Genomic DNA, 12,423 nt, shown 5'->3' on the forward strand with positions numbered 1-12,423 from the left:
AATCCGCGCCATGAAACAGTGGTTGCGCGCGCAAGGTTGGTGGTGGCTGGCATGGGTGGTGCTCACCGTGGCCGGTGCCGTGTGGATCGCGCGCGCGGAGCTGGCGCAGATGCACCAGGACTTCGAGACCGACGTGCGCATCGCGCACCGGCTCATGAGCCAGCAGATGGTGCAGTACGACGCCGTGCTGGCCACGCTCGCGCTGCTGGAGCCCAGCACCGGCGCCGACCACCCCGAACAACGCCTGCCATCCGTTTATTCGTCGATCCTGCGGGTGCAGCGTCGCGAGCGCGACGAGCCCTGGCCGGACGCCGGGCCGGCGGCCAGCGCAACGCCCGCAGCGCTCGCCGCCGCCGAGGCGCGCTCGCGCAGCCAGCACCGCGCCGATCTCGCATCGCTCGACCTGGCGCATGGCCGCTACGTGCTGGTGATCGGCGCCATACCGTTCAGCTATGCGCTCGACATCGACCTGGCCGGCTCGGTGCCCTGGCGCGACTGGCCCATGAACCCGCAGGTCAGCCCGGTGCGCCTGAGCCTTCAGCGCGATGGCCAGCAACTCTTGCTTCAACCCGGCCGGCCCATGACGGGTGGCTGGCGCTTCGACCTGACCAAGCCGCTGGCATCGCCGAGCCAGCCCTTCGATCTCGTGGCCGAGCGGCATGTGGGCTGGGGCGAGCTCCCGTGGCGCGGCATCGGCGCCTGGGCCCTCGCGATGGCGGTGCTGATGGCCGGCCTGTGGATGGCGCAGCGCCAGCGCATCGCGCGGCGCCGGGCCGAAGAACTGCTGCGGCTCGGGCAGGTCGCGCGGCTCAACGCGCTGGGCGAGCTGTCGGCCGGGCTGGCGCATGAACTCAACCAGCCGCTGACGGCGGTTCTGGCCAACGCGCAGGCCGCGCGCCGCCTGCTGGACGACGAACCGCCGGACCTGTCCACCGCGCGCGAAGCAATGGGGCACGCCGTCGAGCAGGCCCGCTGCGCGGCGAACGTGGTCGGGCGTCTGCGGCGCGTGATCGAGCGGCCCGAGGCCGCGGGCGAAGCCAAGCCGCTGGTGCTGCAGGACGTGGTGCGCAGCGCCATGCACCTGCTCGCGCCCGAGTTCGGCCGGCGTGCCATCGTCACGCAATTCGACCCCACGGCGCAGGCGCCGGTGCGGGTGCAGGCCGAAGCCGTGGCGCTGGAGCAGATCGTGCACAACCTGCTGATGAACGCATTGCAGGCGCTCGAATTGGTGCCGGCGGGTGACCGGCGCCTGGTCATCGCGGTCGGACGCAATGGCGAGGAAGGCGTGCTGACTGTCACCGACAACGGACGCGGCATCGCGCCCGAAGCTCTGCCGCGCCTTTTCGAGCCCTTCTTCAGCACGCGCGAAGGCGGCCTGGGCCTCGGCCTGAGCCTGAGCGAAACGCTGGCCAGCGGCATGGGCGGCAGCCTGAGCGCGGCCAATGCGTCGCCGCGCGGCGCACGCTTCACGCTGTTGCTGCCGCTGGTCGCGCCGTCCACGGAGCGCGCGGCATGAACGCGCCGACACCCCACCAGCCGCAGTCGCCGCTCATTCACCTGATCGACGACGACCAAGCGGTGCGCGACAGCCTGTCGCTGCTGATCGGCACGGTCGGCTTGCGCGTGCAGGGCTGGGCCGACCCGCTCGCCTTCATCGACGGCTTCGATCGCGCGAGCGTCGGCGCCATCGTGCTCGACGTGCGCATGCCGGGCGTCAGCGGGCTCACGGTGCTCGACCGGCTGATGGCGCTGGGCGTGGACCAGCCGGTGATCATGCTGACCGGCCACGGCACGGTCGAGATGTGCCGCCGCGCCTTCAAAGCCGGCGCTGCCGAGTTCCTCGAAAAGCCGGTGGACGACGAGCAATTGCTCGAGGCGCTGCAGCAGGCGGTGCGCCAGCATGTGCGTTCGCGCCAGCGCTCGCAGGCCGACAACGCCGCGCGCGAGCGCGTGGCGCAGCTTTCGGAGCGCGAGCGCGAGGTGCTGGCCTTCATCGTGCAGGGGCTCACCAACAAGGAGATCGCGCGCGTGCTCGCGCTGTCGCCGCGCACGGTCGAGACGCACCGCGCCAACCTGTTCGCCAAGCTCGACTGCGATTCGCTCGCGCAGCTGATCCGCCGCTACGCGGTGCTGGTCGACGGCGGCGCTCCGTAGTTCTACGGAGCGCCGGGCGTAGCCGTACGAATGGCCGCGAAGGCCGGCGTTTTCTACAGTGGCGCAGCCGTCGGCAACAGCCGGCGCAAACACCGCATCCACTGGAGAAAACGAACAATGCAATCCATCCTTCGCCTCGGCGGCCTCGCCGTTCTGCTCGCTGCTTCGGTCGCTCAAGCCCAGACGCCGGCACCGGCCGTTCGCACCGAAAAGAACATGTCGCTCGCGCTGGCCAACCAGATCGCGGCGGAAGCCGTGGCGGCCTGCGCGGCCAACGGCTACAACGTGGCGGCCACCGTGGTCGACCGTGCCGGCACCGTGCGTGCCGTGCAGCGCGCCGACAACGCCGGCCCGCACACGCTCGGCTCCAGCGAGCGCAAGGCCTGGACTTCGGCTTCGGCCAAGAACACGACGCAGGCCATGATGGAAGGAGCGCAGAAGAACCCGGCCGGCGCCAACCTGGTGTACCTGCCGGGCATGCTGCTGTTGGGCGGCGGCGTGCCGGTGAAGTCGGGCAACGAAGTGATCGGCGCCGTGGGCGTGGGCGGCGCGCCCGGCGGCCACCTCGACGAGCAATGCGCCAACGCGGCGATCGAGAAGGTCAAGGGCCTGCTCTGATGATGGCGCGCGGTGTCTGGCGGAGTGTGCTGGCGGTTGCGCTCGGGTTGGGCGTGCCGCTTGGCGCGCTCGCCCAGGTGCCGCCGCCGGCGGCCGAGGTGCAGGCCTATGAAGGGCTGCACCAGGCCGCCTGGCAGGGCGACCTGCCCAAGATCAAGGCGCTGATTGCCTCGGGCGCGAACCTCGACGTCCGCGACATGCGCGGGCGCACCCCGCTGCAGGTGGCCACGCATGCGCGGCAACGCGAGGCGATCAAGCTGCTGGCCAAGGCCGGCGCGAATCTCGACTTGCTGGAGGATGACCGCTACGACGCGGTCACCATCGCCGCGGTGGCCGACGACAGCGCCACGCTTTCGGTGCTGCTGTCGCTAGGCGCCAAGGCCGGGCAGATCACGAGCCGCTACGACGGCACGGCACTGATTGCCGCCGCGCACCTGGGGCATGACGACGTGGTGCGCCGGCTGATCGCGGCCGGTGCGCCGCTGGACCATGTCAACAACCTGCACTGGACGGCGGTGATCGAATCGATCGTGCTCGGCGACGGCGGCCCGCGCCACCAGCGCACGCTGGCCGCGCTGATCGACGCCGGTGCCAGCCTGGCGCTGACCGACCGGCAGGGCAACACGCCGCTGCAGCTTGCAAGGGCCCGGGGCTACACCGCGATGGTCGGCTTGCTGGAGAGCGCGCGCACAAGATAGGCGGCTCGGGGACAATCGGACCTCGCCACGAGGAAACCGCCCCATGTATCTGCCTCCGCAGTTCAATGCCAAGGACCCGGCCATTGCGCTGGACCTGATGCGCTCGCATCCGTTCGCGAGCCTGATCTCGAACGACGACGACGGCCTGCCGTTCGTCACGCACCTGCCGCTGCTGGCCGAACCGCGAGAGGCCGACGAACTGGTGCTGCTGGGGCATTGCGCCAAGCCGAACCCGCACTGGCGCTACCTGCAGGCGCGTCCCACCGCGGTCGCCACTTTCCTCGGGCCGCATGCGTACATGTCGCCGTCGGTCTACCCCGACCTGGCGCGGGTGCCGACCTGGAACTACCTGGCGGTGCACTGCACGGTCGAGGCCACGCTGATCGAAGACCCTGCCGCCAAGGACGCGTTGCTCAAGAAGCTCATCGGCGACCACGAGCCGGCCTATGCGCAGCAGTGGCGCGACCTGGGCGAAGAGTTCCAACTCAAGATGCTCGCCGGCATCGTGGGCTTCGAACTGCGCGTGACGGCGCTTCAATGCAAGGTCAAGCTCAACCAGCATCGCCGTGAAGCGCACGTCGCCATGCGCGCGGTCTACGGCGCGGGTTCGCCGGACGAGCGGGCGCTGGCGACCTGGATGGATCGCTTGGGTCTGACTGCGGAAGCACCCGCGACGGAGGGCCGCTGACATGCGCGGACTTGGATTGATCGGCTTGTTGCTGGCGCTGTTGATCGTCGGACTCGTTGCGAAGAAACAGATGACCAGCACGGTCGTTCCCTCTGTGCCTGGCGTTGCCGCAGCCCCGCCAGGCGAGCCTGCGGGCAATGTGCGCGAGCAGTCGCAGCGCGTGCAGCAGCAGGTCAAGGACGCCCTGGAAGCGGCGAGCAAGCCGCGCGAAATGCCGGATGACAACTGAATCGACCTCGCTTTCAACAACGGACGATGCGCGCTGGATGGCGCTTGCGCTGGCCGAGGCTCGCCTGGCAGCCGAGGCGGGCGAGGTACCCGTCGGCGCGGTGCTGGTGCGCAACGGCCAAGTCATCGCGACTGGCCGCAACACCCCGGTGGCGCATCACGACCCGAGCGCGCATGCGGAGATCAACGCGCTGCGCGCCGGTGCCGCGGCGCTCGGCAACTACCGGCTCGATGGCTGCGAGCTGTTCGTCACGCTCGAACCTTGCGCGATGTGCGCGGGCGCGATGCTGCATTCGCGGCTGGCGCGCGTGGTGTTCGGTGCGACCGACCCCAAGACCGGCGCGGCCGGCTCGGTGCTCGACCTGTTCGCGGAGCCGCGCCTCAACCATCGCACGCAGGTGAGCGGCGGGGTGCTTGCCGATGAGTGCGCAGCCGTGCTCCAGGCTTTCTTCCAGCAGCGCCGCAGCGCGGCGCGCGAGCAGGCGGAGCCCTTGCGCGACGACGCGTTGCGCACGCCGGCGGATCGCTTCGCCGCGCTGCCGGACTACGCCTTCGCGCCGCATTACGTTCAAGACCTGCCTGCCCAGCGGGGCTGGCGCGTGCACTGGGTCGACGAAAGCGGGGAGGGCAGCGAAGGCGACATCGCCTCTTGCCTGTGCTTGCACGGCCCCGGCGAATGGGGCTATTTCTTCCGGCACCTCGTCGGCCAGCCCGGGCTGCGAACGCTGGTGCCCGACCTCATCGGCTTCGGCAAGAGCGACAAGCCCAAGCGCGAGGCAGCGCATCTACTCGGATGGCACCGTGACGTGCTGCTCGAATGGCTGGCACGCGTACAGCCCGCTTCGACGGTGGTGCTGGCGCACAGCGCGGCGGCGAGCGAACTGGCGTCGCTGCTGCATGCCGCGGCGCCCGGGCGCTTTGCCGCGCTGCTCGTGGCGCCCGAGGGCCATGAGCGCATCAAGGACGCATGGCGCGCACCTTTTCCCGACCGTGGCTACGAGGCTGCTCTGCGCGCGCTCGGCCCGGTCGCATCTTCCTCAGGGCCGACCGCCGCGCAGGCCCGAACGTTCGTGCAGCAGGTGCGAAACGCAATGGGATACTCGAACTCGTGACCAAACACATCTACATCTACTCCCCCTCCAGTGCCATCCGCGACAAGGCCGCGTTCCGGCGCGGCGTGAAGCGGCTCAAGGCACTGGGCCATGAAGTCGAAATCGACGAGGCGGCACTGTCCGTGCACCAGCGTTTCGCGGGCGACGACGTCACGCGGCTGGCCGCGATCTCGCGTGCGGCGGCCAGCGGCGCCGACGTGGCGCTCATCGCGCGCGGCGGCTACGGCCTCACCCGCATCCTCGATTCGCTGCCGTACAAGGCACTGGCCAAGGCCATCGAGAAGGGCACCGAGTTCGTGGGATGCAGCGACTTCACCGCGCTGCAGAACGCGCTGTTCGCCAAGACGGGCGCCACCACCTGGGCTGGCCCGGCGGTCGGCGAAGATTTCGGCGCCGAGGGCGGCCCCGACGACATCATGGAAGCCTGCTTCGACGACCTCGTGAGCGGGCAGGGCGAAGGCACCGGCTGGCGCATGCCGGCGCGCGACACGGAACTGAAGTTCAAGCCCGTGCAGGACGCCGTGCTGTGGGGCGGCAACCTGTGCGTGCTGACCAGCCTGCTCGGCACGCCGTACTTCCCGGTGGTGGAGAAGGGCGTGCTGTTTATCGAGGACACCAACGAGCATCCGTACCGCGTCGAACGCATGCTCGACCAGCTGAAGCTGGCCGGTGTGCTGGCGCGGCAGCGCGCGATCGTGTTCGGCCAGTTCACGGGCGTCCGCAAGGTGGCGGGCTACGACCGCGGTTTCGGCATGAACACGGTGATCGACCGGCTGCGTGCGTCGCTCAAGGTGCCGGTGCTGGCAGGGCTGCCGTTCGGGCACGTACAGACCAAGGTGCTATTGCCCGTGGGAGCCAAGGTCGCGATGGCAGCGGAAGGGCGCGATGTGTTCCTCGTCTGGGGCCATCGCCACGGAGCCGGGCATGACGACCACCACGACCACGATCACCACCATCATCACGCCCACTGAGGCGGGCGAGGAAGCCTTCGCGCGGCTTCAGCCGTTGTCGGTGAAGCGCTGATGTGCGCGCGGGCCCATCGAGCCGGGCAGGCCGCCCTTGAACATGCTGTTGATGGCTTTCATCTGGCGGCGTGCGGCGGTTTCGCCGTCGATGGCGCTCAACGCAATCATCACGTCCTGGCGCAGATACCAGAGTGCCTCGACGTCGACCGCGAAGCGGACGCGCTGGCTAACACGCTGGATGGAGTGACCGCCGTGGCCCTGAAGAATCGACAACATCGCGGTGCGGATACGGCCCAATTGGTTCTCCGCCACCTGGCGGGACCCGAAACCGGGTACGTTCAGCAGACGAAGAATGCGGCGGAAAAGCATGGGACGAAAAGCGTATTGCCGGGAGCCAGAACGGTCGCTACCTTAAGCCTCAGTTCACGGTTGCACAAGATCCGGAACAATGTTTCTTGTCTGCAAACAACACGCTTTACCTACGACTTCAAGCTGTCATTAAATTTTGTTTTCTTAAGTAGTACATCTGGTTGTGATAAATCTGCGAATCCGTCTTTCTGTTACTCGCGTATACAACTCCGTCAACAGAGAAGTTGTGCAGATCGTTCCTTTGTCCAGGCGCATGTCAAGGAAACTGCTTGCAGAGGAGCATGAGGAGCGCTGACCATCATTAACCAGAGATCGCAAGCGAGAACCACAACAATATGGGTGTCAATTCCACAGTCGTATTCGCGGACTTGACGGGGAGTACCAGGGTCTTCGAGGCCATGGGCAATGCAAGAGCCACCGAAACCGTGACGCGACTTACTCAATGGATCGGCGGTGTCTGCCAGGCACACGGCGGCCGGGTCGTGAAGTCGCTGGGCGACGGCGTGTTCGCCATCTTCTCCAGCGGCGCGGCTGCCACGCACGCGGTCATCGAACTGCAGCGCTATCACCAGAAGCGCCTGCTGGTCTGGCCCGCGCCGCTGCGCATGGCGCTGCAGATCGGCGTGGCCAGCGGCGACGTGGTCGAGGTCGAGGGCGATTGCTACGGCGATGCCGTCAACCTGGCGTCGCGGCTCAGCGACCTGGCGGGTCCCGGCCAGATCTGGGTGACCGACGCCGTGATCTCGCAGCTCGGCGAAGGCGGAGTGCAGCACCGCGATCTCGGGCTCATCAACATCCGCGGGCGCAGCGAGATGTCGGTGGTGCACCGCATCGACTGGCAAGAGGAAGTGACTTCGTTCCTGACCGTGCCCGCCGCGCTCGCGCCGATGCGCATGCCCGATTCGTCTTTCGGCCAGATCGAGCTGGCCTGGCTCGACGTGCGCTCCATGTTCAGCCTCGAGCAGCTGCCGATCCATCTCGGCCGGGTCGACGACGCGCAGTTCGTGGTGAACGATCCGCGCGTATCGCGGCTGCATGCGCGCATCGAGGTGCGGCAGGGCAGTTGCGTGCTGATCGACGTCAGCACCTACGGCACCTGGGTTCGCTTTCACGGCAACGGCGGCCCCAGCACCGAGATCGCGCTGCGGCGCGAGGAATGCGTGCTGCACGGCAGCGGGGAAATCGGCCTGGGCGCGCCGCTGAGCGATTTCAGCGCCCCGACCATTTCCTTCAACACGACCGGTGGCGACGTGATGTTGTCGCGCCGGGAAATCGCGCGTCGGTGACGTTTGGCAACCATCTGCCCGCGCGGTGGGTACACCGCGCGCGTGCAAGATGCGTTGCGTATGGACCCGGGCGCTGTCCGCCCCCGGTCCCTCCTGGCTCTGGAGCCGCCATGAACATCAAAAATCACTCTTCCGTTTTCAAATGGGCCGCCGTCGGCGCCATCGCAGCCACCGCCCTGCTCACCATGGGTTCCGCCAGCGCACGCACCAGCTGGTCGGTGCAGATCGGAACGCCGGGCTATGTCGAAACTTACCCGGCGGCGCCTGCCTACTACCCGCCGGCGCCGGTCTATTCGTATCCGGCCCCCATCTACTACGCCCCTCCGCCGCCGGTCTATTACCGGCCGCCGCCGCCCGTGTACTACCGTCCGGCACCGGTCTATGTGCCGCCGCCGGGCCGCGTCTACTACGGCCCCGGCTATCCGTACCGTCCGCCGAACGGCGACTACTACGAAGACCGCGACTGAAGCCTTCCTGAACCCGTGGCATGCCTTCTGGCATGCCATTTTTGTTTCTGGGAGTGACGAAAAAGTCACAATAAGTCACACTTATTGAGCCGGCCCGCGCATTCCCGCGTGGCCCCACATCTGATTTCCACAAGGCATGCCGCTTGCCTTGAGCGCTCCAACGGCACACGAAATGCCGAAGGAGCGAGGAACCATGGTGGAACAGATCGAGGCGACTCTCATCGAGGCGCCAGCGCCCGAGGAGGCGGCAGCAGCAACAACCGAAGAGCGGGCCGCCGACGCGGGCCCTCCCCTGAAAACGCTGGCCGCGTTTTCCATCTCTGCGGCACTGGCCGCATGCGGCGGTGGAGGGGGAGGCGGCGGAGGCGGCCTTCCGTTCGCGGGTTTCGGCGGCGCGGCGCCCGGCGCGGCCCCCGATGTCGCCGCCGACACCGGCCCCTACCACTATCCCCAGGCCAAGACCGACGACGAAGCCGCGCGCTTCCTGCTGCAGGCGCAGTTCTCGGCCTCCGACGCAGAAATCGCCGACGTGCGCGCCAAGGGTTACCTGCCCTGGCTCAGCGAACGCTTCAGCGCGGCGCGCGCGCCCACGGCCTGGGACTGGACCAACGGCAAGGCCTACAACACCGTCGACATCGACGCGGTGATCTGGCGCGATCTCATGGTCTCGCCGGACCCGGTGCGCAAGCGCATGGCGTTGGCGCTCAGCGAAATCTTCGTGGTCTCGGCCACCGAGATCGGCTCCAGCTGGCCCACCCACATGATGGCCCAGTACTGGGACATGCTGGTGGCCGGCGTCACCGGCAACTTCCGCCAGCTGCTGGAAGACGTGACGCTCAACCCGGCGATGGGCTTCTACCTGAACACGCGCGACAACCGCAAGGAAGACGCCTCCGGCCGCCAGCCCGACGAGAACTACGCGCGCGAAGTCATGCAGCTCATGACCATCGGCCTGTACCAGCTCAACCCCGACGGCACGCTCAAGACCGGCGCCGACGGCCAGCCGGTAGAGACCTACGTGCAGGACGACGTGTCGAACCTCGCGCGCGTCTTCACCGGCTACGACCTCGACATCAAGGCGGCGGAGCGCAACAGCTTTACCCCGCCCGGCGCTGGCTACACCATCGAGACCAACGCCTGGACCACGCGTCCGATGGCGTTCACGGCCGCGAAGCACTCGATGCTGGAGGCGCGCTTCCTGGGCACCACGGTGCCCGCCAACACCGCCGGACCGGCGGCGCTGAAGATCGCGCTCGACGCGCTCTTCAACCACCCGAACGTCGCTCCCTTCATCGGCAGGCAACTGATCCAGCGGCTGGTGACGAGCAACCCCAGCCCGGCCTACGTCAAGCGCGTGGCCGACACCTTCGCGAACAACGGCGCGGGCGTGCGAGGCGACATGAGGAGCGTGTTCGCCGCCGTGCTGCTGGACGACGAGGCGCGCGCGCCCACGGGCCTGAGCGACCCCAACTTCGGCCGCCTGCGCGAACCGATGCTGCGGCTCGTGCAATGGGGCCGCACCTTCGGCATCAGTTCCACGAAGGACACCTGGAAGATCGGCTCCACCTCAGACCCGGGCTCGGCCCTGGGCCAGAGCCCGTTGCGTTCGCCCTCGGTGTTCAACTTCTTCCGGCCGGGCTACGTGCCTCCGGCCACGGCCATCGCGAGCAACAAGATGGTCGCGCCCGAGTTCCAGCTGGTCAACGAGACCAGCGTTGGCGGCTACCTCAACTTCATGCAGACCGTGCTGCCCAACGGCTTCGACACCAAGGACGTGACGGCCAGCTACGCGGCCGAAAAGACGCTGACCGCCAACCCCGCCGCACTGGTCGGTCGGCTGAACCTGCTGCTCGCCGGCAACCAGCTGTCGGCCGCCACGGTCGCGCTCATCACCGATGCGCTGTCGAAGGCGCCGCTCGTGAACCCCGGCACCGACGCCGCGCGGCTCAACCTCATCTGCGCCGGCATCCTGCTCGTGATGGGCGCGCCCGAATACCTGGTCCAGAAATAAAGCACACGGGAGCGATCCGAATATGTACCTGATCAATCCAGCCGCGCACACGCGCCGCGCCTTCCTGCGCCGCGCGGGGCACCTCGCGATGGCCGGCACCGCGATGCCGTTCGCCCTCAACCTCGCCGCGATGGGCGAGGCCGCCGCCCAGGGCGCGCCGAGCGACGACTACAAGGCGCTGGTCTGCGTCTTCCTCTACGGCGGCAACGACTACGCCAACACACTGGTCGCCTACGACGACGCCAGCTACGGCAAGTACAGCACCATCCGCGGTGCCATCGCGCTACCGTCCCAGGCACTGGCGGACACCGAACTCCAGCCGACGATCGCGCTGCCGGGCGGGCGCAAGTACGCGCTCAACCCGAACATGAAAGGCCTGCGCACGCTGTTTGACAAGGGCCAGATGGCGGTGCAGCTCAACGTCGGCCCGCTGATCAAGCCGCTCACGCGCGCGCAGTTCAACGGTTCCAACCGCAAGGACTTTCCCATCCCGCCCAAGCTGTTCTCGCACAACGACCAGCAGTCGGTGTGGCAGTCGTCCTCGCCCGAAGGTTCGACCATCGGATGGGGCGGCAACATCGGCGACCTGGCGCTCTCGCAGAACGCGACGGGATCGCTGTTCACCTGCATCTCCGTGTCGGGCAACACCGTGTTCCTGTCGGGCGACGAGGCGCTGCAATACCAGGTCAGCACCGGCGGTGCGGTACGCATCAACAGCGTGAGCACCGCCAGCGGCAACGTCTACGGGTCTTCGGCGGTCAAGGCGGCCATGCAGCAGATCGCGCAGCAGGCGCGCGGCCATACGCTGGAGAACGAATACAACAAGGTCACGAAGCGCGCCACGGAAGCCGAGGGCCGGATCACCGGCGCCATCCTGGCGGACGACCTGACCGGCTTTCCTTCCGGCAGCACCAACTACCTGGCCGCCCAGCTCAAGATGGTCGCGCGCCTGATCCGCGGGCGCACGGCGCTGGGCGTGAAGCGCCAGGTGTTCTTCGTGTCGATGGGCGGCTTCGACCTGCACGACGACATCGACACCAAGCAAGGCCCGCTGATGGCGCGGCTGTCGGAAGCCATGTCCGCATTCCAGGACTACATCAACACCAACGACCTGGGCAGCAAAGTGACGGCATTCACCGCCTCGGACTTCGGCCGCACGCTGTCGAGCAACGGCAACGGGTCCGACCACGGATGGGGCAGCCACCACTTCGTCGTGGGCGGCGCGGTGAAAGGCCAGGCCCTGTACGGCACGCCGCCCCCGATCAGCGTCGGCAACACCTCCGCCGACGAAGACCAGTGGCACGTCGGCCAGGGCCGCTTGCTGCCGACCACCTCGGTCGACCAGTACGCCGCCACCCTGGCACGTTGGTTCGGCGTGCCGGATGCCGAGCTGAACGGCATCCTGCCCAATCTCAAGAACTTCGGCCTGACTGCGCCGAGCGGCATCGCCTATCCGCGCGACATCGGGTTCATGGGATGACAGGACTGATCGGAATGGAGGGCGGGGCCAGCATCAGCTTCGCACCGGAACGCCCCAGCCTGCCGCGCGTGCGCAGCGGCGATACGGCGCCGATGCCGGTGCATCCCTTCACCAGCGTCGAAGCCGCCATTGCCGCGGTGGACGCGCTCGACGGCGAGCTCGAGAAGTTCGAACTCGCCGTGGCCGACAGCCTGCAGGACTACCTGGGCGTGCAGATGGCGCAGATCACCGACAGCGCGCTGGCCCGCGGCTGGGAGCCGGTCAGCTTCACGCAGAAGGACGGCTTTCGCCTCTATCGCTACGAGGCCATGCGCACCTACACCCGGCGCGGCAAGCGGCGCTGAAGC

14 protein-coding genes are annotated in these 12,423 nt (G+C 68.0%); 13 read left to right on the forward strand and 1 reads right to left on the reverse strand.

The genetic code is table 11. The features are described from left to right. Positions 1 to 10: 10 nt before the first annotated feature. From L3V85_RS18005 to L3V85_RS18040, 8 genes are all read left to right on the forward strand, one after another. Positions 11 to 1,516 (forward strand): sensor histidine kinase, encoded by a 1,506-nt coding sequence (locus tag L3V85_RS18005; RefSeq protein WP_237680391.1) that lies wholly within the window; start codon positions 11 to 13, stop codon positions 1,514 to 1,516. Next, positions 1,513 to 2,154 (forward strand): response regulator transcription factor, encoded by a 642-nt coding sequence (locus tag L3V85_RS18010; RefSeq protein ID WP_237680392.1) that lies wholly within the window; start codon positions 1,513 to 1,515, stop codon positions 2,152 to 2,154. The genes L3V85_RS18005 and L3V85_RS18010 overlap by 4 nt, the downstream gene beginning before the upstream one ends. A gap of 117 nt (positions 2,155 to 2,271) precedes the next feature. Then, positions 2,272 to 2,772 carry a GlcG/HbpS family heme-binding protein gene (locus tag L3V85_RS18015; protein WP_237680393.1) on the forward strand — a complete coding sequence of 167 codons (501 nt, stop codon included), beginning with the start codon at positions 2,272 to 2,274 and terminating at the stop codon, positions 2,770 to 2,772. Further along, a complete protein-coding gene (locus tag L3V85_RS18020; protein ID WP_237680394.1) occupies positions 2,772 to 3,470 on the forward strand; it encodes an ankyrin repeat domain-containing protein in 699 nt (232 codons plus the stop codon). Before L3V85_RS18015 ends, L3V85_RS18020 begins: the two co-directional genes overlap by 1 nt. A gap of 43 nt (positions 3,471 to 3,513) precedes the next feature. Continuing rightward, on the forward strand, positions 3,514 to 4,158 hold the full coding sequence (locus L3V85_RS18025) for an FMN-binding negative transcriptional regulator (RefSeq protein ID WP_237680395.1): 645 nt from the start codon (positions 3,514 to 3,516) through the stop codon (positions 4,156 to 4,158). 1 nt (position 4,159) lies between these two features. Then, on the forward strand, positions 4,160 to 4,387 hold the full coding sequence (locus L3V85_RS18030; protein ID WP_237680396.1) for a hypothetical protein: 228 nt from the start codon (positions 4,160 to 4,162) through the stop codon (positions 4,385 to 4,387). Next, the gene (tadA, locus tag L3V85_RS18035; protein WP_237680397.1) at positions 4,377 to 5,498 is read left to right on the forward strand and encodes a tRNA adenosine(34) deaminase TadA; all 1,122 of its coding nucleotides are present in this window, start codon (positions 4,377 to 4,379) and stop codon (positions 5,496 to 5,498) included. The genes L3V85_RS18030 and tadA overlap by 11 nt, the downstream gene beginning before the upstream one ends. Then, on the forward strand, positions 5,495 to 6,469 hold the full coding sequence (locus L3V85_RS18040) for an LD-carboxypeptidase (protein ID WP_237680398.1): 975 nt from the start codon (positions 5,495 to 5,497) through the stop codon (positions 6,467 to 6,469). Before tadA ends, L3V85_RS18040 begins: the two co-directional genes overlap by 4 nt. A gap of 27 nt (positions 6,470 to 6,496) precedes the next feature. Here L3V85_RS18040 and L3V85_RS18045 read toward each other — a convergent pair whose 3' ends face one another. Beyond that, positions 6,497 to 6,832 (reverse strand): hypothetical protein, encoded by a 336-nt coding sequence (locus L3V85_RS18045; RefSeq protein ID WP_237680399.1) that lies wholly within the window; start codon positions 6,830 to 6,832, stop codon positions 6,497 to 6,499. A 335-nt stretch (positions 6,833 to 7,167) separates the two neighbouring features. Between L3V85_RS18045 and L3V85_RS18050 the strand changes: the two genes are divergently transcribed. The 5 genes from L3V85_RS18050 to L3V85_RS18070 all read left to right on the forward strand — a co-directional run bounded on the left by L3V85_RS18050 (position 7,168) and on the right by L3V85_RS18070 (position 12,420). After that, a complete protein-coding gene (locus L3V85_RS18050) occupies positions 7,168 to 8,118 on the forward strand; it encodes an adenylate/guanylate cyclase domain-containing protein (RefSeq protein ID WP_237680400.1) in 951 nt (316 codons plus the stop codon). A 110-nt stretch (positions 8,119 to 8,228) separates the two neighbouring features. After that, a complete protein-coding gene (locus L3V85_RS18055; protein WP_237680401.1) occupies positions 8,229 to 8,585 on the forward strand; it encodes a hypothetical protein in 357 nt (118 codons plus the stop codon). A 193-nt stretch (positions 8,586 to 8,778) separates the two neighbouring features. Continuing rightward, the gene (locus L3V85_RS18060) at positions 8,779 to 10,596 is read left to right on the forward strand and encodes a DUF1800 domain-containing protein (RefSeq protein WP_237680402.1); all 1,818 of its coding nucleotides are present in this window, start codon (positions 8,779 to 8,781) and stop codon (positions 10,594 to 10,596) included. Between the two features lie 22 nt (positions 10,597 to 10,618). Continuing rightward, a complete protein-coding gene (locus tag L3V85_RS18065; protein ID WP_237680403.1) occupies positions 10,619 to 12,076 on the forward strand; it encodes a DUF1501 domain-containing protein in 1,458 nt (485 codons plus the stop codon). Continuing rightward, complete coding sequence (locus L3V85_RS18070; RefSeq protein WP_237680404.1) at positions 12,073 to 12,420, forward strand: hypothetical protein; 348 nt, start codon at positions 12,073 to 12,075, stop codon at positions 12,418 to 12,420. Before L3V85_RS18065 ends, L3V85_RS18070 begins: the two co-directional genes overlap by 4 nt. The last annotated feature ends 3 nt before the right edge of the window (positions 12,421 to 12,423 follow it).

This window comes from Variovorax paradoxus, from assembly GCF_022009635.1.
In the GTDB taxonomy this organism is placed as follows: domain Bacteria; phylum Pseudomonadota; class Gammaproteobacteria; order Burkholderiales; family Burkholderiaceae_C; genus Variovorax.

Coding starts and splice junctions, on each gene's coding strand:
- L3V85_RS18020 (WP_237680394.1), top strand. CDS start 2,772: ATGATGGCGCGCGGTGTCTGGCGGAGTGTGCTGGCGGTTGCGCTCGGG.
- L3V85_RS18015 (WP_237680393.1), top strand. CDS start 2,272: ATGCAATCCATCCTTCGCCTCGGCGGCCTCGCCGTTCTGCTCGCTGCT.
- L3V85_RS18025 (WP_237680395.1), top strand. CDS start 3,514: ATGTATCTGCCTCCGCAGTTCAATGCCAAGGACCCGGCCATTGCGCTG.
- L3V85_RS18060 (WP_237680402.1), top strand. CDS start 8,779: ATGGTGGAACAGATCGAGGCGACTCTCATCGAGGCGCCAGCGCCCGAG.
- L3V85_RS18065 (WP_237680403.1), top strand. CDS start 10,619: ATGTACCTGATCAATCCAGCCGCGCACACGCGCCGCGCCTTCCTGCGC.
- L3V85_RS18050 (WP_237680400.1), top strand. CDS start 7,168: ATGGGTGTCAATTCCACAGTCGTATTCGCGGACTTGACGGGGAGTACC.
- L3V85_RS18010 (WP_237680392.1), top strand. CDS start 1,513: ATGAACGCGCCGACACCCCACCAGCCGCAGTCGCCGCTCATTCACCTG.
- tadA (WP_237680397.1), top strand. CDS start 4,377: ATGACAACTGAATCGACCTCGCTTTCAACAACGGACGATGCGCGCTGG.
- L3V85_RS18070 (WP_237680404.1), top strand. CDS start 12,073: ATGACAGGACTGATCGGAATGGAGGGCGGGGCCAGCATCAGCTTCGCA.
- L3V85_RS18055 (WP_237680401.1), top strand. CDS start 8,229: ATGAACATCAAAAATCACTCTTCCGTTTTCAAATGGGCCGCCGTCGGC.
- L3V85_RS18030 (WP_237680396.1), top strand. CDS start 4,160: ATGCGCGGACTTGGATTGATCGGCTTGTTGCTGGCGCTGTTGATCGTC.
- L3V85_RS18045 (WP_237680399.1), bottom strand. CDS start 6,832: ATGCTTTTCCGCCGCATTCTTCGTCTGCTGAACGTACCCGGTTTCGGG.
- L3V85_RS18005 (WP_237680391.1), top strand. CDS start 11: ATGAAACAGTGGTTGCGCGCGCAAGGTTGGTGGTGGCTGGCATGGGTG.